The following is a 19,058-nucleotide window of genomic DNA, read 5'->3' as shown; positions in this document are numbered from 1 at the left end:
CACCGTGCTCGACACCCGGTTCATCAACTTCTGCCGCGCGGACTCGCTCTTCTACGACGCCCCCGCCACCGAGTCCGTCGGCGCGGACTTCCACGAGGGCCGGACCCTGCCCGAGGGCTGGACGGCCACCCGGGGACGGGAGTGGACGGTCTGCGTCCCACCCGACTCCCGCGTCCCCGACCAGGGATGGAAGATCCACGTCGCGGCGTCCCCCGACAACGCGGCCGGGCTCCTCGACACCGTCGCACCGTACTGCGTCGAGCACGGGCTCATGTACAAGTACATATCCGATTCGGAGACCCTCGCCCGCCGCGGCAGCAAGTACGGGGACCGCAGCGCCAGCGGCAAGTTCATCACCGTCTACCCCGCCGACGAGACGGAGCTGGAGCGGGCCCTGGACGGCCTGGAGCAGCTCGTCGGAGGCACCCGGGCCCCCTCGATCCTGAGCGATCTGCGCTGGCGGGAGGGTCCGCTCCACGTGCGGTACGGGGGCTTCGTACTGAAGACCACCCGGCTCAAGGACGGCACCCTCACCCCCGCGATCACCACCCCCGACGGCGAACTCGTCCCCGACGAGCGGCGCCCCGGGTTCCACACCCCGTCCTGGGTCACCATCCCCTCCTTCCTGCGGGAGGCACTCGCCGAACGGCGCGCCCGCACCCTCGGCGACTTCCCCTTCCGCGTCTACAAGGCCCTGCACTTCTCCAACGGCGGCGGCGTCTACCGCGCCGTCGACAAGCGGGACGGCAGCGAGGTCCTGCTCAAGGAGGCCCGCCCGTTCGCCGGCCTCGACGCGGCCGGCGACGACGCCGTGGCCCGCCTCGACCGCGAGCAGTGGGCGCTGTCCCGGCTCGCCGGGCTTCCGTCCGTCCCCGCGCTGAGGGACGTGCGCAAGGGGAACGAACACCACTTCCTGGCCCGTGACTTCGTCGACGGCACCCCGCTCACGGAACTCGTACGCCTGCGCCACCCCTACGGCACCACCGACAACACGCCGCGGGCCAGGGCGGAGTACGCGGACTGGGCGCTGCGCATCATCGACCAGGTCGCCGAGGCCGTGGCCGCCATGCACGAACGCGGTGTGGTCTTCGGCGACCTGCACCCGGGCAACATCCTCGTGGACTCCGACGACACCGTCGCCTTCATCGACATGGAGACCGCCACCCCCGCCGAGGAGATGCGCGCGCAGGCCATGGGCTCCCTCGGCTTCCGGGCGCCCGACCACCTCCGGGGCCCCGCAGTCGACCTGTTCGCACTGGACGTGCTCCGGCTGACGATGTTCGTCCCCATGCCGCACGTCGTGCCGTGGGGCACCGAGAAGATCCGCACCCTGATCGACACGGCGGTCCGTGACTTTCCCCTCCCCGAGTCCTTCGCCCGGCAGATCGAGCGCGGTCTCGGCGACGATGTCCTGGGCGCGCGGACGGAGTTCGGCGTGCGCTGGCCCGCCGCCGGGGAGGAGACCGGGAACCTGATCGCGAACATCGCCGCGTCCATCGTCGAGGCGGCCACCCCCGAGCGCACCGACCGCCTCTACCCGGGTGACGTCTCGCAGTTCATCGTCGCCGACGGCGGCGTGACCTTCGCGTACGGGGCGGCCGGCGTGCTCTGGGCGCTCCACCGTGCCGGTGCGGAGGTGCCCGCCGAGCACGTCGAGTGGCTGCTCGGCCAGGCCGGGCAGGTCACCGGCGACGGCCCCGGCTTCTTCACCGGCCTCGCCGGCATCGCGTACACCCTGGACGAACTCGGTCACCCCGGTGCCGCCGACGCGGTCATGGAGCGTGCCTTCGCCGGATGCGACGCCAATGTGGCGACGACCCTGGCGACCGGCCTCTCGGGCCTCGGACTGACGGCACTGCACCTGGCCGCCCGGCGGGGGGACGACCAGGGCCTGCGCCAGGCGCTCCAGCTCGCCGACCGGCTGCCCGACGCCCCGGCGCCCCAGCGCATCGGGCTGCTGCACGGCCGCTGCGGCAGCGCCCTCCTGCTGCTGCGCCTGTACGAGAACACCGGAGACGGCGACCTGTTGAAGCGGGCCGTGGCCGAACTCCACGCGGAGCTGGAGCTCATCGAGCGCGCGGACTTCGACGACCGTTTCCTCAGCCCCGGGCTGGAGGGTTCCGCCGGCATCGTGCTCGCGCTGCGGGCCGCGCTCCGGCACACTCCCGACGACGAGCGGATGCGCACCGCGGTGAAGAGGCTCGTCAATCTGCGGCGGGGCGGCTTCGCCACCTCGTGCGGCCTGCTGCACGGACGCGCGGGCGAGATCCTCGCCCTCGAGAACGGCGGCAGCGCGGCGGAGCGGGACGTCCTCGGCTTCCACCTCGAAGCCCTCGGCTGGGAGGCGATCGCCGCCGAACCCGGTCGCGTCGACTTCCTCGGCAACTACGGCTACCGCCTCTCCACGGACCTGGGCACCGGCTCGGCGGGTGTCCTCCTGTCCCTCACCGCCCTGCGGGACGGCATCCCGGCCCTGCCCTTCCTCGCCCCCGCGGTGATCGAGGCCCGGCGGTGATCGACATCCCGGCCACCCTCGCCCCCGCGTCGGGCATCGCCCTGCGCTACGCGGTGACGCCCCCGCACGACGGCGACCCGCTGTGGAGCAGCGCGGTCGAACTCCCCCCGGTGGAGGGCTTCACGGGCACGGTGGGCTCCGCGGGTTCCGGGACTTCGGCCGGGGCCCCGGGCCCGGCGGGGTCTGCCGGCTCCGCCACCGCCGGCCCGGGTGCCGTCCTCCTGGATCTCCCGCTGTCCTCCCGGTTCGCCGGGGCCAGCGGTACCTCCCGGGTCGATGCCCTGCTGCGCGGAGCGGGCGAGGCCGTGGAGCGGCGCGCTCTGCACCCCTCGGCCGCGTACCCCGCCCGCACGGGCACCGCGGCCGGCCTGGACGGCACGACGCTGTACGCGTACCACCCCGGCCACGCCCTGTCCCACCCGGACGCCGAGGCGGCGAGCCTGTCCTGGTACGAGGCCCGCGCCCTGGACTCGGACACTCCCGTCCTGGTCCCCGCGGACCTCGTCGACTGGCCCGCGCGCCGGGCCGACCTGTTCGACCCGAGCCCGTCCGGGGCGGCGGCGGGCGCGAGTCACGAGACCGCTCTCGCCGCCGCGATGACCGAGGTGACGGAGCGGGACGCCCTCACCGTCGCCTGGGACCGGCAGTTGCGCCTGCCCACGTACACCCCGTCGCCCGCCGACACCGGGCTGCGGGCGGTGTGGGAGCGGGCACGCGCGGCGGGGCTCACCCCCGTCCTCGCGCGTATCCCCACCGCCGTACCCGGCCTCTGGTGCATGACCGCCTGCCTGATCGACCCGGAGGGCCCGGGCGCCCTGGCCACCGTCGGCATGAAGGCGTCGACCCGGCCGGCCGAGGCCGCCGCCAAGGCGTTCCAGGAGGCGTGGCAGGTACGGGCCGCGTTGCGGGCGCTGCGTGCGCAGGGCGAGATGGGGCACCTCGGCCCGATCGTGACGGAGCACGACAGGCTCTCCCACATGCTGACCCGGCCCGCCTACGAGGCCGTACGCGACTGGGTCGCGGGATTCCAGGAGCCGGGCACGCTCCCGGCTCCGCCGCCCGCGCGGGACCTGGGCGCGGAGGAGATCCGGCGGGCCCTGACCGCCGACGGCGCGGGCCTCCTCGCCGTCGACCTCACCCCGCGCCTTCCGCAGGCCGTCGCCGCCATGGGCTGGCACGTCGTCAAGGTGCTGGCCCCCGGCTACCAGAACCTGCGGATGGACGAGACGCACCGCTGGAGCCGGCACCTGCCCCGGCTGGCCTCGGCGGCCGAACGGACCGGCTGCCCCGCCCGCCTGGACGACCCGCGGGAAGCGGCCCCGCATCCCTTGCCCTGACCCGGCGGTGGTCCGCCGCCGCTCGTTCCCCCCACCGTGAACCACCGAACAACCGAGCTGAGAGAAGACACAGATGCTGGAACTGGAAGAACTCGTACGAGACTTCGGCGATCACCGTGCCGTCGACCAGGTGTCCTTCCGGGTGTCCAGGGGCCGGTTGACCGGGTTCGTCGGCGGGAACGGCGCGGGCAAGACCACCACCATGCGCATGATCATGGGCGTACTGGCCACGAACCGCGGCGAGATCCGCTGGGACGGCGCCCCCGTCACCGCCGCAGACCGCAGGGACTTCGGGTACATGCCGGAGGAGCGGGGCCTCTACCCCAAGCAGACCGTCCTCGGCCAGCTCGTCTATCTGGCCCGGCTCCGTGGCCAGGGCAACGCCGAAGCCCGCCGTCACACCCTCGAACTGCTCGAACGCCTCGGACTCGCCGAGAAGAGCCAGTCCCGGCTGGAGTCCCTGTCCCTGGGCAACCAGCAGCGCGTGCAGATCGCGGCCGCCCTGCTCGGCTCCCCCAAACTGCTCGTCCTCGACGAGCCCTTCTCCGGACTCGACCCGCACGCCGTCGACACGATGGCCGAGCTGCTGCGCGAGTACGCCGCCGCCGGCATCCCGGTGCTGTTCTCCTCACACCAGCTCGACCTGGTCGAGCGGCTCTGCGACGACCTGGTGATCATGGCCTCCGGCCACGTCGTGGGCAAGGGCACCGCGGACGAACTCCGTCACCGCGACAGGCCCCGGTACCACCTGGTCACCGGCGCGCCCGCCGGCTGGGCCCGCGACGTCCCCGGCGTGACCGACGTCGAGGAACTCCCCGACGGAGCCCGCGTCGAGCTGGCCGCCGACGCCGATCCCGGCGAACTGCTGACCCAGGCCCTCGGCCGGGGAGCCGTGCACGCCTTCACCCCCCTCGTTCCCAGCATCGCCGACGTCTACCGGGAGATGACCTCCGCATGAGCACCGTGACCTCGAACCCCGCACACCGGGCCGAGACGTCGCCCGGCCCGAAGGGCACGCCGACGGCTCCCGGAACCGCGTCCCGTACGGCCACGCAGGCCTCCTGGCGGATCGTCGCCGCCCGCGAGATCTCGGTGAAGCTCACCAACCGCGGCTTCCTGGTGTCGACGCTGGTCACCCTCGCCCTGATCGTGGGCGCGCTCGGGCTCCAGCTCTACCTGGCCGACTCGATGGGGAAGATCACCGTCGCGGTGGCCGACCAGCAGTCCGGCCGGATCGCCGGCCAGGCCGAGGCGCTGGCCGTCCGGGCCGACCAGGACGTCGAGATCACCGTCCGGCAGCAGCCGTCCGCCGGCCAGGTGCGCGAGACCGTACGGTCCGGCGAGGCCGACGCCGGGCTGCTGTTCGAGGGCGGGCGCTGGGTCCTGCTCGGCGACACCGGGCAGAACGACATCGCCGCCACCTGGATCGGCGCCGCGGTGCAGACGAACGCCCTCGACCGGAACGCGCAGGCCGCCGGCACCAGCCTGGGCGCCCTCAGTGAGGGGGCGGAGGTCAAGCACGTCCTGCTCTCGGCCGACAAGACGCCCGAGGGCGCGGTCCGGATGACGACGTACTTCTTCGGCTTCCTCTTCTATCTGGCCGCGGTCCTGCTCGGTGCCGCGCTGGCGACCAGCGTCGTGGAGGAGAAGCAGAACCGCATCGTCGAGCTCATCGCCAGCTCCGTACCGCTGCGGTCCCTGCTCGTCGGCAAGATCGTCGGCTCCACGCTTCTGGCGCTCGCGCAGATGGCGCTGTTCTGCCTGGTCGGCGTCGGCGGCCTGATGTTCACGGGCGAGCAGGAGTTCCTCGCCGACATCAGCTCGGGCCTGGGCTGGTTCCTCGTCTTCTACGTCGTCGGCATCGCGGTCCTGGCCTGCCTGTTCGCCGCCGCGGGCGCGCTCGCCACCCGGAGCGAGGACATCCAGTCCACCACGACGCCGGTGAACGCGATCACCGCGCTCGTGTTCATCCTCGGCGTCACCGTGTCCGGCGGTGTGCGGGAGATCCTCTCGTTCATCCCGTTGACCTCGACCGTCACCATGCCGGCGCGCGTCCTGGCAGGAGAGACCGCCTGGTGGGAGCCGGCCGCCGCGCTCGTCGTGTCGATCGCCGCCGCGGTGTTCATCGTCGGGGTGAGCGGCCGCGTGTACCGCAGGGCGCTCCTGCAGACCGACCGCAAGCTCTCGTTCCGCCAGGCCATGAAGCTGACGGACTGACCCTCCCGCACCAACGGAACCGCCGGTCACACACGCCGGCACAGCCAGAAACCCAACCCCCCACGGAAGGAAAACCCATGACCGCCTCCCGCTCCACCACCACCCTCGCCGCCCTGCTGGCCGTCCTCGCCGGCGCCGAGGTGGCGCTGTTCGCCAGCGACGCCGCCGACGGTGTCCGCTACGGCGTCGGCGCCGCTCTCGCCGTCGGGATCCTCGTGGTGGTCGCCCGGCTCGCCAAGAGCGGCGACTCCCACTGACGGGCCCCCGCCCGTGTCCGGGGCCGGCCGGCCCGCCGTTCAGCCGGCCCCGGACTCCCCTCCCCCCCTTCCCTTCCTCATGCGGAGCCGTCCATGAACTCCCTCCACCAGGTGTCGATCACCGGTCCGTCCGGGGCGCCGCCAGAGACGGCAGCGATCCGTTTCGTATCCCTGCTCCCGGCCGGATGGCATGCCGAGGTCGACGGGTTCCAGGAGAATCTCGCCCGCCTCCACCTCACGGCCCCGCCCGGAACCACCACGTCCGAGGCCACCCGGACCGCCACCGACATCCTGTCCCAGCCCGGCCTCCAGGGCTGGCACCTCGCCGACGAGTGACACCCGGGCCGGTCGGCCCCCAGCACCTGATCTTCACGGAAGGTTCACAAGTTTGCTAAGTTGACCGCTGCGTGCGCGACTTCCACCGATCAGCAGGTGTTCCCGTGCGCTTTCGGACGGAAGGAGCGCCCTTTCCATGGCGTCGGAACGAACCTCGCGCCCCGAAGTGACCGACTTCGCGAACAAGGCCGACTCCGTTGGCGAGTGAGGGTGAGGGCCCGAGCCCTGACGAGGTCCAGCGGTGGGTCAACAAGCTCTACGACCGGGCCGAGAGCGACACGGGCAGATACAACGCGACCCGCGCCGCCTCGATCCCGCGCCGGCGGAGCGCGGTCACGCGTGGCCAGTCCCAGGAGGACGTGGAGCCCGCGGCCGGAACCTTTGCCCGCAAGTGGTTCGACTCCGCCCGTGCAGCGTTGGGCCCGATCGTGCCGGCGAGGCTGCCGGACAGCCGGTTGCCGGCCCGTCCCGAGCGCGCACCCGAGTCCGTGCGACCCGTGCGCCCGGCGGAACGTCCCGCGGAACCCCTCGCCCTCGAAGCACCCAAGCAGCCCGAGCCGCCCAAGCCGCTCACCGGTGTCGCGCGGGAGCTGACCATCGGAACAGCTCAGCCACCCGCCACGGGGTCCCTTCCGGAGATCCCCGCCCAGCGTGTCGCACCGGCTCTGCCGGGCGAGTCCCGCAGGGACGAGAGCGCCTGGCCGGGTGATGTACTGCCGGTCCTCGGCGGCGACGCGGCGGCATGGCCGCTGTACGAACCCGTACCGGCTCCCGTACCGGCTCCCGCCCTGGAGCCCAGCCCCCTGTCCGGGCCGCAGCTCACCATGACGCTGCCCACCGTCCCGGACCCCACCACGGCTCCTCACTACGCCTCCGCTCCACCGGCCGACCTGACCACCACGGCCTACGACGCGGGCCTCCCGGAGTTCTGGACGTCTGCCGTGGCAAGTCCGACTCCGACTCCAACCACGGCTCCCGCTCCGGCAGCCCCCACCGAGCCGGCCGCCGCACCCGCCTCCTCGGCTGGGTTCACCCCCGCCCCCTCCACGACGTTCGCCCCCGGCGCCTACGGCGGACCCTGGCCGTCGCCGGACAGCGGCCACCGCACCCGGGCCGAGCGAGTGATCGCCTTCGCCCGGGCCCAGGCAGGCAGGCCCTGCGTAACGGGCGCGGTCGGGCCGGGATCGTACGACGCCCCCGGCCTCACCCAGGCCGCGTGGAAGGCCGCCGGCGTCACGCTTCCCCGGACCACCCAGGCCCAGTGGGAAGCGGGAACGCAGGTCTCGCTCGCTGACGCCCAGGTCGGAGATCTGGTCTTCTTCCACGACGACCTCGGCCACGTCGGCATCTGGAGCGGCGACGGCATGATGATCCACGCCCCGGGTCCCGGAGCGCTCATCCGTGAGGAGTCGGTGTTCTTCGCCGGCCAGTCGGCGATCAAGGGCGCGATCCGCCCGGCCTAGTCCAGGGACCCGGAGGTGGGAATTCCGGGGGTGCGTTGGTATCAACGGTGATGGAATCGTGCCGGGCCTCGCTGGGGAGAATCGTTGAGCGCGCGCATCCTGGTCGCCGAAGACGACGAAAAACAATCTCGTCTCATCCGGATTTATCTGGAACGGGAAGGCAACGCCGTACAGGTCGTGGCCGACGGCAGGGCGGCGCTGGAACGGGCGCGTTCGACGGCGCTGGATCTCATCGTTCTCGATGTGATGCTGCCCCTCGTCGACGGCCTTGACGTATGCCGCATTCTGCGTGCCGAGGCCTCCGAGGTGCCGATTCTGCTGCTGACCGCCCGCAGTACCGAGGAGGACATGCTTCTCGGCCTCGATCTGGGGGCCGACGACTACCTCACCAAGCCCTACAGTCCCCGCGAACTCACCGCGCGGGTACGGGCGTTGCTGCGGCGCTCCAGGAAAGGCGGCGCGGCCGGGAGCGAGGTGCTGCGGGTCGGCGCGGTCGAACTGGACACCGCACGCTTCGAGGTCCGGGTGGCGGGCCGTCCGGTGGCGCTGACCTCCAAGGAGTTCTCAATCCTGGAGGCTCTGGCCCGCAAGCCGGGGCGGGTGTTCACCCGGGCCCAGATCATCGAGAGCGCCTTCGGCTACGACAGCGATGTACTCGAGCGCACGGTGGACGCCCATGTGCGCAACCTGCGCCGGAAGCTGGGGGACGACCCGGCCCGGCCACGCCATCTGGAGACCGTGTACGGCCGGGGGTACCGCCTGCTGGACGGCTCGGCCCCCAGCTGATCAGTCGGCCTCGGCCTCTGCGTCGGCCCGCGGCCGGGCCGTGGACAGCGCGACGGTGAAGGTCGTGCCGACGCCGACCGTGCTCTCCACGTCGATCGTCCCCTGGTGATCGGTCACGATCTGGCGGGCGATGGACAGCCCCAGGCCACTCCCTCCGGTGGCGCGGCCCCGGGCCGCGTCCGCCCGCCAGAAGCGGTTGAAGAGCTGCGGCAGGTCCTCGGCGGGTATGCCCTTGCCGGTGTCCCGTACCTGAATGATCGCGAGATCGCCGCTCCGGACCAGGGCGAGTGTCACCGTGCCGCCCGGGGCCGTGGCCCGCAGGGCGTTGCCGACCAGATTGCCGACGACCTGACGCACACGGTCGGCGTCGGCGACGACGTACACAGGCTGCGGCGCGTCCAGCCTCAGCGCGACACCCGCCGCGTCGGCCTGGGCGCGGTGGGCCGTGCCGGCGGCTTCGAGGAGCTCGCGCAGGTCGACGCGCGCGCGGTGGTAGGTGAGCGCACCGGCCTCGGCCAGCGCGAGAACCTGCAGGTCGTCCACGATCCGCTGCTGCAGCAGTGCCTCCTCGTGGAGGGAGTCGAGCAGCTCGGGGGTCGGTTCGACGATCCCGTCCCGCAGGGCCTCCAGATAGCCGCGCAGATTGGCCAGCGGGGTGCGCAGCTCGTGGGCGATGTCACCGGTGAGGCGGCGCTGGCGTTCCTCGCCGGCCTGTATGGAGTCCGCCATCCGGTTGAAGGCACGGCCGAGTTGGGCGATCTCGTCCCGGCCGGAGACGGGGACCCGCCGCCCCAGGTCTCCCTCGCCCAGCCCCCCGGCGGCCAGGGTCATGGCACGGACCGGGCGCAGCACGGCCCGGCTCAGGAGCAGGGCGCCGAGCACGGCCGCGAGGGCGACGCCGCCGGCGACGGCCACCGTGGGTGCCGCGGCCAGGGTGGGCGGGGACTCGTCCCGGACGCCGAGACGGATCTCCAGGCGGGGCGGGGCGGCGGAGCCCACGCGCTCGTTGAACACCCGCTGCAGGCAGGCGACGAACTGCCGCTCGGACTCGCATGTCCTGATCGCCTCCAGGTCCCGCGCGGTCCGCGGGTCCGGTTCGCCGGTCGGCTCCTGGCACTGTTCCGGCCGGCGCTCCGTGCGGATCCGCGGCACGCCGGTGTCGTCCGGCCAGGCCGTCACCTCGGCGCCCGCCCGGGTCAGACAGGCCGCGTACGCCGCTTCGGCGCGGTACTGGGCGATCGCTGTCGCCGTCAGCTTCATCGAGGTCCGCGGTAACTGTCCCGCGGGGATCCGCAGGAGGGGACGCGGGTCGACCAGCACCGGCGGCTGGCTGCTCACCGGGCGGGGGGCACGGCCCCGGAGCGCGTCGGAGTCGGCGAGCAGGACGCCGTTCTCGGTGGCGACCCGGATGCGCTGGCCGGTGTCCTCGGCCAGGCGGCTCACCGTCGGCGGGAGGCCCTCCCAGGTGGCGTGCGCGACCCCGTACGCGCGGAGGTCGCCGGTGATCCGGGAGACCTCCTGCCGTCCCGCGGTGACACTCTCCTGGACCTGGCGGTTCGCCTGACGCAGGGTCAGCCAGGCAGTGGCGGCGGTGGCCGTCATCGCGACCAGCATCAGCAGGCCGAGTACCCGGAGCCGGAAGCTCATCGCTTGGCCAAGAAGGCCGCAGCCGCAGAGTGGCGCATTGTCGCTCGTGGCATTTTCGGTCCCCCGTCGACAGAAATCGGACAGTTGTGGGCGGAATTCTTTCTTCAGGATTTTTGTGACTGCGATTGTACTGACGCCATTTGCACACCGATTGATGCAGTGGTGGCTGTTTTGCCCAGGTGCCACACGGTGCCCGGGGAAGCAGTGCCAACAGAAAATGGATTCATTGGGGGTACAGAAATGAAGCGTCGAATCGCGGCTGTCGTACCTGCTCTTGCGGCGGTGGCCATGGCCGTCCCGCTCGCCCTCTCCACCCCGGCCACCGCGGCCGCCTCCTGCGGCAGGACCGCCTCCGACCTGGACAGCAGCGCCTGGAACAGGACGGCCAGCGGCGCCAACGAGAGAAGCGGATCCAGCACCAACTGCGCCAGCAACGGCATCGCCTACAACACCCACCGTCTCGACTACCACTGCTACACGCGCATCGGGAACACCAGCGAGACCTGGACGTACCTCCGTAACGACACCACCGGTACGACCGGCTGGGTCCGCGACGACCTGCTGAGCGACGGCGGCAGCCTCACTTACTGCGGCTTCTAGTACGCCCGCCGGCACTCCCGCGGGAGCGCTGAGCAGGCCGGACTCATAGTGCGTCAGGGGCGGTCTCACCGAGGCCGCCCCTGACCTCTGCGACGGGCGGGCCGCTCAGGAGCCGGACAGGGCCTCCGTCGGTGACAGCCGGCTCGCCCGTACCGCCGGATACAGTCCGGCGATCATGCCGATGACGAGGGTGCAGCCGATCCCCGCCGCACTCGCCCACACCGGGACGACCGTCGGCCACTCGCGGCTGAGGGCGTAGACCGCCGTGATCGCGGTCCCCAGCACCGTCCCCCCGAGGCCGCCGATGAGCGACAGCAGCAGCGACTCCGTCACGAACTGGGTCCTGATCTGGCCGCGGGTCGCCCCCAGCGCCCGGCGCAGGCCGATCTCCGGGCGCCGCTCCAGGACCGAGATGACCATCGTGTTGCCGACCCCCACGCCACCGACGAGCAGGGCCACGCCACCGAGGCCGAGCAGCAGCCCGGTCAGCGCCGACTCGGTGGCCTCGCGGGCGGCGAGCGCGTCGGAGGGCCGGGAGACGCTGACCTGGCCCGGTTTCTCCGGGTACGCCGTGGCCGGCAGCACGGCCCGAACCTCCGCGACCTGGCTGTCCTCGGCGCGGACATAGACCGTGGACGGATGGCCGTCGAAGCGCAGGTACGTCCGGGCAGCCGGCCGGCCGACCAGCGCCGCGCTGTCGAGCTCCGGCGCGAGCGGTACGGGATCGAGGACGCCGACGAGGGAGAACCAGCGGCCGCCGAGCCAGACCCGGGTCCCCGGCGTGTACACGTCGAGCCGCCCGGCGGCCGTGGAGCCGAGCACGACCGCCGGGTACTTCTCGGTCGCGGAGTCCAGCCAGCGGCCTCGGCGGACGTGGCCGCCGACGGCCGGCAGCAGGTCCCTGTCGGCCGCGAGGACCTCGAGGGAGCCGGTGCGGCCGACGGCGATGTGCTCATTGCGGTAGATGTGGGCGGCGGTCGCGCCGGTGGCGGCGACCTGCCGCACGGGCGGGATGCGGCCGATCATCGCGACGGCCTCGTGGGGCAGCTTGGCCTCGGTGCCGTCGAGCGCGTCGCCGGGGGCGACCCGCAGCAGGTTGGTGCCGAGCGCGTCGAGCCGGCGGTCCACCTCCGACCGGCCGGAGCCGGAGATCCCGACCACCGCGATCATGGCGGCGACGCCGATCGCGATCCCGAGCGCGGAGAGGAAGACCCGCAGGGGACGGGTCCGCAGCCCGGTCCCGCCGAGTCGCACGATGTCCTGGGGATGGAGGCGGGCGGCCCGCAGCCCGCCGTCCGTGCCGGCGGCGGCACCGCTCGCCCGTCCGCGGCCCCGTCCGGCGCGCCTGCGAGGGCCGGACGGCGGGGTGGGTGGGGCGTCGTCCATGGGGAGGCCGTTCGTCGTACCGTCGGTCATCGGACCGCCTCGTTCGGCGCGTCCGTGGTCGTGGTGTCCGCCTCACCCCTCGCGTCGGTGGTCGTGGTGTCCGCCACGGTCGTGGTGTCCGCCACCACGCGGCCGTCGCGCATCTCGATACGGCGGGGCAGCCCGGCCGCGATCTCCCGGTCGTGGGTGATGATCACGACGGTGGTCCCGGCGGCGTGCAGCTCGTGCAGCAGACCGAGTACGGCCTCCCCGGAAGCGGAGTCCAGGTTGCCGGTCGGTTCGTCCGCCAGCAGGACCGCCGGTTCGCCGATCACCGCCCGGGCCACCGCCACCCGCTGGCGCTCGCCGCCGGACAGCTGGTGCGGCAGGTGGTGGACGCGGTGACTGAGGCCGACGCGTTCCAGCGCCACCGCCGCCCTGGCCCGGCGGCGGCGCAGCGGTACCCCGGCGTACAGCAGCCCGTCGGCCACGGAGTCCAGGACCGGAACCCCTACGGCCAGATGGAACTGCTGGAAGACGAAGCCGATCCGGGTGGCCCGAAGCGCCGACACCTCACGGTCCGTCAGCTTCGCCACGTCGTGGCCGTCGACCAGCACCCGCCCGGCGGAGGGCCGGTCGAGGCTGCCCATGAGGTTCAGCATGCTGGACTTGCCCGAGCCCGAAGGGCCGACGACCGCGACGAGTTCGCCGCGCCCGATGCGTAAGGTCACGTCCCGTACCGCCGCCACACCACCGGGGTACGTCTTGGAGACCCCGTCGAACTCCACGACCGCCGACGCCGCGCTCACTCGGGGATCCTCACCTTCATGCCCTCGCGCACCGCGCTTCCGCTCACTTCCACCCGGCCGTCCGCGAAGAGCCCGGTCTTCACCGCGACGAACCGGCCGTCCGCGGTCTCCAGGCCGTGGCCGCCCTCGGCCAGGGCGACCAGGGCGGCGACCGGGACGGTGAGGACGTCCGCCCGTTCCCGCCCCACGTACTCGACGGTGACCGGCGCGCTCTCCAGCCTTCCCACGGACTTCTGGTCCTTGACGGTGATGGTCACCGGAACCGTCGGTGCCCCGGAGCCTCCCTCCCCGCCTCCCTCCTCGGGGTCGGTCGCCTTCTTCCCCACCGAGGCCACCTCGCCCTTCACCGATGTCCCGTCGGGCAGCCCGATCGTGACAGCGGCGCCGCGCACGGCCCAGGAGTCCTCCGCCGCCGAGGCGTTGACGACGACCTTCCGGGACGTACCGGTGTACGTGAGGACGTCCTCGGTGACCGCCGAACCGAGCCGGACACCCGCGTGGCCGATCCGCACCTTGCCGGCGGAGTAGACGATGTCCCCGACGCCGACCGTGCCGGTCTGAGGAAGCCCGAGGGATTTCTGCCAGCGCTTGACCGCGCGGGCGGTGACGTCGGTGAACTCCTCGTCGATCGTGAAGCCGGTGTAGCCGAGAGCGGCGAGATTGCTCTCGAACTGCAGGACGTCCATCCCGCGCAGAGTGCTCCTCGCCCCTCCTGTCCCTGCCGTCCCTCCTGCCCCGACGTCGGCCGGCGCCGGGGATCCGGAGGGGGCCGGGGCCTCGGAGGTGCCGTCCGCGCGGCCCTGGGCGTCCCGCGTGCCCTGGGCGTCCCCCTCGTTCCCGGCGTCTTGCCGGGTGCCCGGGGTGCCCTGTCCGGTGCCCGTGGTCAGGCCCAGGTCCCGGTACATAGGCAGGGTCCCGTACAGCAGCACCACCGGCCGGTCGTCGACGCGCAGCAGAGTGCCGCCGCGCTCCACCGTCCTGCCCTCCGTGGGCAGCCAGGTCACGGTGCCCGTCGACTTGACCGGCAGCGGTATCTCAGTGCCATATCCCAACTGGCCGTCCACCGTGGTGCGTTCGGTCAGTGTCGCCCGGGTGACCGGGACGGTGGAGCCTGAGCGGGGCGGGGCGGAGGAGTCGTCCTGCCCCCCGCCTCCGCCGAGGCCCAGCGCACCGACCACGGCGACGGCCGCCACGACGACCAGAGCCGAGGCCACCAGGACCGTACGCCGTCCGTGCCGCCCGCGCGGCGGCGGTGCGGGAGCCGCCCCGCGCTCGTGATCGGTCTGCGTGACCGTCTCCGTCATCGTCAGCCCTTGCCCGCGGGCTGGTCCGCCGGGTCGCCGATGATCGGAGCGCAGACACGGGTGGCACGCTTGGCTCCCGCCGACGTCTGGTCCCACTCGGAGCCCTGCGCGGTCCCGTCGGGGCCGGGATCGGGGAAGTCGGGGGCGCCCTTCTTCTGCATGCAGTCGGCGTATTCCCGCTTGACCTTGATCTGCTCGGGGGTGAGCTTGGGCTGGTTGGCGTTCTCGAGGCTCTCGGGGACGGCCGCCACGAGCGAGGCGCACTTCTCGGAGGCGTTCAGGAACTTCGTGTCCTTCTTCAGCGCCGCGTTGTCGCCGAAGTCGACCTGCCCCTTGGCGTCCGGGTCGGGGGCGTCGACCCCGTTCTTCCGCAGGCACTTCACCCACTCGCGCTGGGCGTTCACGTACGCGGACACGTCGTCGCCACCGCCCGGGGCGGCCGCCTTGCCGGACGCCGAGGACGCCTTGTCGCCGCCGGCGGTCGGGACCTTCGGAGCGTCGCCCTCGCCGCCGCAGCCGGCCAGGGTGATGGCCATGACCGACGCCGTCACCACGGCCATCAGCACCCGGTTCGTCCTCATCGGTTCTCCCGCCTCCTGTCGGGCCCGACCGCGGGCGCGGCGGGCAGCCCGACCGTAGGCCGGAGGTGATGAAGAACCTTTGAAGAACCTGTTACCCGGTCATGCGGCCGCGCTGCGGGCGGGGCTCGACGTCACGGCCGCCGTCGACTCGCTCGGGGAAGGTGATGTCACGAAGCCAGGCCCCGCAGCCGAACGGCGGCCTCCTGGAGAACGTCGTCCTTCTTGCAGAAGGCGAAGCGGACCTGGCCGCGGCCGGCGTCGACGTCGTCGTAGAAGACCGAGTTGGGGATGGCGACGACGCCGCAGCGCTGGGGGAGGGCGCGGCAGAAGGCGTAGGCGTCCTTCTCGCCGAAGGGGGTGATGCCGGTGGTGATGAAGTATGTGCCCTTGGGCTGGTAGACCTTGAACCCGGCCGCCCGCAGGCCGTCTGAGAGCAGGTCACGCTTGCGCCGCAGGTCGGTACGGAGGCCGTCGAAGTACGAGTCCGGCAGCCCGAGCGCCTCGGCGATCGCGTACTGGAACGGGCCCGCCGAGACGTACGTCAGGTACTGCTTCGCCGAGCGCACGGCCGTGACCAGCTCCGGGGCAGCCGTCACCCAGCCGACCTTCCAACCGGTGAACGAGAACGTCTTGCCGCTGCTCGAAATGGTCACCGTGCGCTCGCGCATCCCCGGGAACGTCGCCAGCGGCACGTGCTCGGCCTCGTCGAAGACCAGGTGCTCGTACACCTCGTCCGTCACCACGAGCAGATCCCGCTCCACCGCCAGCTCGGCGATCGCGGCCAGCTCCTCACGGGTGAGGACCGTGCCGGTCGGGTTGTGCGGGGTGTTGATCAGCAGCAGACGGGTGCGGTCGGTGACGGCGTCGCGCAGCTCGTCGAGGTCGAGGCGGAAGCGGCCCTCGTCCTCGTGCGCACGCAGGGTGACCGGCACCCGGCGCCCGCCCGCCATGGCGATGCACGCCGCGTAGGAGTCGTAGTACGGCTCCAGCGCGATCACCTCGTCACCGGGCTCCACCAGCGCCAGCAGCGAGGCCGCGATGGCCTCCGTGGCCCCGGCGGTGACCAGGACCTCGGTGTCGGGGTCGTAGGCCAGGCCGTAGTACCGCTGCTGATGGGCGGCGATCGCGGCACGCAGCTCGGGAACACCGGGACCCGGCGGGTACTGATTCCCGCGCCCGTCCCGCAACGCCCGTACGGCCGCCTCCCTGACCTCCTCGGGCCCGTCGGTGTCGGGAAAACCCTGGCCGAGATTGATGGCGCCGGTGCTCAGAGCCAGGGCGGACATCTCGGCGAAGATCGTCGTCCCGAACTCGGCGAGCCGACGATTGAGGAGGGGGCGCGCACTGGAGGTCATGCCGGCCATCCTGCGCCGAAGCTCTGGACTTCCTCAACCCACCTTCGCCGGTGGCCACCTGCGGCGATGTTCCAGGCACCCTCTCTGACCTGCGGGTGGTCAGTCGACGTCTGTCATCGTCGGTCAACGTCGACCCCCCTCGCACGGCCCAGGGACGGCCCGGGACTCACCCACGAAGGAGGGACTCGGCCCCCGGGAAACCCGTGGTCAGGGAGGCCCCGCCCAGGGGCGGCCGGACGCGGTTGCTCTGGTTGCGGTACTCCGCTGCTGTACAGGAGCGAGGCATCGTCGCCCCTAGTGGAGCCGGAGTGTTGTCACAGCCACTTGTTAGATTGCCTGGTGGATAGAGACCGGTCAGAGAACCTTCGAGGTCCGCGGTCAAGAGGGGCGGGCATAAAGGTCCCCGGGAGCCACCTCGGGACTATGTTGCAGGCCGTAGATCCCCGCCCCTCTCATCCTCCATGAGGCCAGCGGTCGGCCCCCCACTGAACGGCGGTGCCGGGGGAACTCTCCCCAATGTCCCCAGGTGAGCTGCGGCGATCGGCGCTCTCAGCGTGGTTCACGTGCCCGTGGGCGCACCATGCCTGATAAGGGCAAGGTCCGGCCTCATCCTTATCAGGTCGATCGAGGTGGTCTCTCGACCGTGATGAACGTCCGCTGAGCCCTGTCCAGCTGCCGCCGAGGTTCGGCGTTGATCGGCGCCGTACGCCGTTGTTGGTGTCAGACGTTGGTGTCAGACGGCTTGCGCACCCTTGACAGTCTGGCTTTCACCGTCTGCTCACTCCGGGTGTGGCAACTCGTGCGGAAGTTCGCAAGCGTCCTGCTCCAGGTGCAGGTGACGGAGTTCTCGCAGCTCGGCGACGGGGAAGGGGTGCTGCATCCACTTCTTCCGATATCCGTCTTCGCCGTGCAAGCGCAGAACATCTTGCGCCGCTTCCACGACTACGTGAGCGAAGGCTGTGCGCGGCTGCTCTGAGCTCCACAAGAGGACGCCGTCATCGTCCGGCAGGTCGAAGCTCTTGAACATGTCGGGGAATCGGTAGATGCCGATCTCGACCCTTGTCTCACGGCTGCTGAGGACCCACCTCATCTCTGCGGGTTCCAGGTCGAACGAGAACCGCTGAGTAGCGTCAGGGCCGTACAACCCGGCAACGCCAACAAGCAGGTCAGCAAGAGCGTTGGTGCAGTAGCTCGGATCATCCCTGTGCTCCGCCCGACCATCGGTGATTCGGTACGTTGCCCAACCTGCTCCGGTCAGACTCCAACTGAACTGGAGATCACTCGACATCTGGCCCCTCCCCTGATCGTCTGCGGAGACCGTACATACCCTCCCTGACCCACCACTCTCCCCAGCTCCCATCCCGTCCGCCGTCGACCCACACGTCTGTGGAGCGGGCGTGGTTCATGGCGTCCAGGTGGAGCGCGCCACTGTACGAACGACCTGGACGCCATGGGCCGCGTCTGCTCGGCTCTGCCTGGGTCGATGGCGGACGGGACGGGAGCTCCCCGCGCACGCCACTACGGGCCCGCGGCCGGGAACGGTGCCCCCTCCATCCCGGTGCCGGCCGATCCCCCGCCGGAGGCACTGTTCTGACCCGCGGGCGTCATGTGCGGTGATCGACTCATGGCTACCGGCCCTATCCACGTGTGGGCGCGCGTCGGCGCAGCGCGGGCGGAGCGGGCCGAAGGCAGGAGCGGCGCCGGAGCGGAGCCGGGAAGCGCGCCCGGCGGAGCGGAGCGCAGCCGGGGCTTGAAGTAGGGAAAGTGCAGAACGAAGCTCAGGGCGGACTGTTGCCCGCCTTGGCATCACGTGCCAGGGCGGGCAGCAACGTCAGCTGGCATGAGTCGGCCAGTGAAGCCTTCGACGCACAGCCGCTCAAAGGCGGCTACGACGGTGGCTGGTACGTCCTGCTCGATGGCCAGACCCAACCCCGGGAAGACGAGCACTCGTTGCAGGGCGCCCACAATCATGTCGATCACGATGCGAGCGTCGCCGATGGAGCCGGCGTACTCCTCCAAGCCCATCGGTGTGGACGCGCACACCACTTCGACCTCAGGCCAGAGCTTCCGCATCATGCCGTACGAGCGCCGCTCCTCGTAGGGCTTGCTCACGAGCAGGACGGATGAGACCTTGATGCCGGCCTCTGCCAACACCGCCTTCGAGAACTCGATGTTCTCGCCGGTGTTCGTGGCGCGCGGTTCCAGGAGTACCGCGGACTCGGGCACCCCGAGCTGCAAGGCCCGCTCGCGGTAGTGCACAGCCTCACCGCGCGGCATGCGTGCCCGGGTCGTGGGGCTCGTGGCCCCCGTGAAGACGATGACCGGCGCCATGCCCCGGTGGTACAGCTCCGCTGTCACGTCAGCCACGCCGAGGTCGTGGCTGCCCAGTCCCACCGCCGCCGAACACGGCCGTGGGTCATGGTGCATGAAGTGGTAGTCCCACAGGAGTCGAGCATCCGCCCATGCTTGTGCCGAGATCATTCCTG

Annotated in this window: 17 protein-coding genes; 9 read left to right on the top strand and 8 right to left on the bottom strand. The window is 71.8% G+C overall.

Annotated features, from left to right (window positions below):
* Window positions 1-4: 4 nt before the first annotated feature.
* From lanKC to NNW99_RS17075, 8 genes are all read left to right on the top strand, one after another.
* Window positions 5-2,515, top strand: coding sequence for a class III lanthionine synthetase LanKC (gene lanKC, locus NNW99_RS17110; protein WP_215120016.1), 2,511 nt, complete (start codon window positions 5-7; stop codon window positions 2,513-2,515).
* Entirely contained in the window at window positions 2,512-3,852 is a 1,341-nt protein-coding gene (locus NNW99_RS17105) for a YcaO-like family protein (protein ID WP_215120015.1), read from the top strand. Before lanKC ends, NNW99_RS17105 begins: the two co-directional genes overlap by 4 nt.
* Before the next feature lie 73 nt (window positions 3,853-3,925).
* Complete coding sequence (locus tag NNW99_RS17100) at window positions 3,926-4,810, top strand: ABC transporter ATP-binding protein (protein WP_215120014.1); 885 nt, start codon at window positions 3,926-3,928, stop codon at window positions 4,808-4,810.
* A complete protein-coding gene (locus tag NNW99_RS17095; protein WP_215120013.1) occupies window positions 4,807-6,069 on the top strand; it encodes an ABC transporter permease in 1,263 nt (420 codons plus the stop codon). Before NNW99_RS17100 ends, NNW99_RS17095 begins: the two co-directional genes overlap by 4 nt.
* Window positions 6,070-6,146: 77 nt before the next feature.
* Window positions 6,147-6,326 (top strand): hypothetical protein, encoded by a 180-nt coding sequence (locus tag NNW99_RS17090; RefSeq protein ID WP_215120012.1) that lies wholly within the window; start codon window positions 6,147-6,149, stop codon window positions 6,324-6,326.
* A 93-nt stretch (window positions 6,327-6,419) separates the two neighbouring features.
* Complete coding sequence (locus NNW99_RS17085) at window positions 6,420-6,662, top strand: hypothetical protein (protein ID WP_215120011.1); 243 nt, start codon at window positions 6,420-6,422, stop codon at window positions 6,660-6,662.
* A gap of 197 nt (window positions 6,663-6,859) precedes the next feature.
* The gene (locus NNW99_RS17080; RefSeq protein WP_251057830.1) at window positions 6,860-8,125 is read left to right on the top strand and encodes a C40 family peptidase; all 1,266 of its coding nucleotides are present in this window, start codon (window positions 6,860-6,862) and stop codon (window positions 8,123-8,125) included.
* Between the two features lie 84 nt (window positions 8,126-8,209).
* Window positions 8,210-8,911 carry a response regulator transcription factor gene (locus NNW99_RS17075; protein WP_215120010.1) on the top strand — a complete coding sequence of 234 codons (702 nt, stop codon included), beginning with the start codon at window positions 8,210-8,212 and terminating at the stop codon, window positions 8,909-8,911.
* On the opposite strand, the gene NNW99_RS17070 is transcribed toward NNW99_RS17075, so the two are convergent.
* Window positions 8,912-10,558, bottom strand: coding sequence for a cell wall metabolism sensor histidine kinase WalK (locus NNW99_RS17070; RefSeq protein ID WP_215120009.1), 1,647 nt, complete (start codon window positions 10,556-10,558; stop codon window positions 8,912-8,914).
* A gap of 240 nt (window positions 10,559-10,798) precedes the next feature.
* Here NNW99_RS17070 and NNW99_RS17065 point away from each other — a divergent pair, with 240 nt between their 5' ends.
* Window positions 10,799-11,158 (top strand): SH3 domain-containing protein, encoded by a 360-nt coding sequence (locus NNW99_RS17065; protein ID WP_215120008.1) that lies wholly within the window; start codon window positions 10,799-10,801, stop codon window positions 11,156-11,158.
* A 105-nt stretch (window positions 11,159-11,263) separates the two neighbouring features.
* Here NNW99_RS17065 and NNW99_RS17060 read toward each other — a convergent pair whose 3' ends face one another.
* From NNW99_RS17060 to NNW99_RS17030, 7 genes are all read right to left on the bottom strand, one after another.
* On the bottom strand, window positions 11,264-12,574 hold the full coding sequence (locus NNW99_RS17060; protein ID WP_251057829.1) for an ABC transporter permease: 1,311 nt from the start codon (window positions 12,572-12,574) through the stop codon (window positions 11,264-11,266).
* A complete protein-coding gene (locus NNW99_RS17055; RefSeq protein ID WP_215120007.1) occupies window positions 12,571-13,332 on the bottom strand; it encodes an ABC transporter ATP-binding protein in 762 nt (253 codons plus the stop codon). Before NNW99_RS17055 ends, NNW99_RS17060 begins: the two co-directional genes overlap by 4 nt.
* Window positions 13,329-14,636, bottom strand: coding sequence for a peptidoglycan-binding protein (locus NNW99_RS17050; RefSeq protein WP_215120006.1), 1,308 nt, complete (start codon window positions 14,634-14,636; stop codon window positions 13,329-13,331). The genes NNW99_RS17055 and NNW99_RS17050 overlap by 4 nt, the downstream gene beginning before the upstream one ends.
* A gap of 2 nt (window positions 14,637-14,638) precedes the next feature.
* On the bottom strand, window positions 14,639-15,217 hold the full coding sequence (locus tag NNW99_RS17045) for a hypothetical protein (protein WP_215120005.1): 579 nt from the start codon (window positions 15,215-15,217) through the stop codon (window positions 14,639-14,641).
* 167 nt (window positions 15,218-15,384) lie between these two features.
* Window positions 15,385-16,581, bottom strand: coding sequence for a pyridoxal phosphate-dependent aminotransferase (locus NNW99_RS17040; protein ID WP_215120004.1), 1,197 nt, complete (start codon window positions 16,579-16,581; stop codon window positions 15,385-15,387).
* Window positions 16,582-17,350: 769 nt separating this feature from the next.
* A complete protein-coding gene (locus tag NNW99_RS17035) occupies window positions 17,351-17,860 on the bottom strand; it encodes a hypothetical protein (protein ID WP_215120003.1) in 510 nt (169 codons plus the stop codon).
* Between the two features lie 518 nt (window positions 17,861-18,378).
* Window positions 18,379-19,053 carry a YdcF family protein gene (locus tag NNW99_RS17030; RefSeq protein ID WP_215120002.1) on the bottom strand — a complete coding sequence of 225 codons (675 nt, stop codon included), beginning with the start codon at window positions 19,051-19,053 and terminating at the stop codon, window positions 18,379-18,381.
* Window positions 19,054-19,058 lie beyond the last annotated feature (5 nt).

This window comes from Streptomyces sp. CRCS-T-1 (assembly GCF_024442335.1).
In the GTDB taxonomy this organism is placed as follows: Bacteria; Actinomycetota; Actinomycetes; order Streptomycetales; family Streptomycetaceae; genus Streptomyces; species Streptomyces koelreuteriae.
This window is presented reverse-complemented; position numbering and strand designations above follow the sequence as displayed.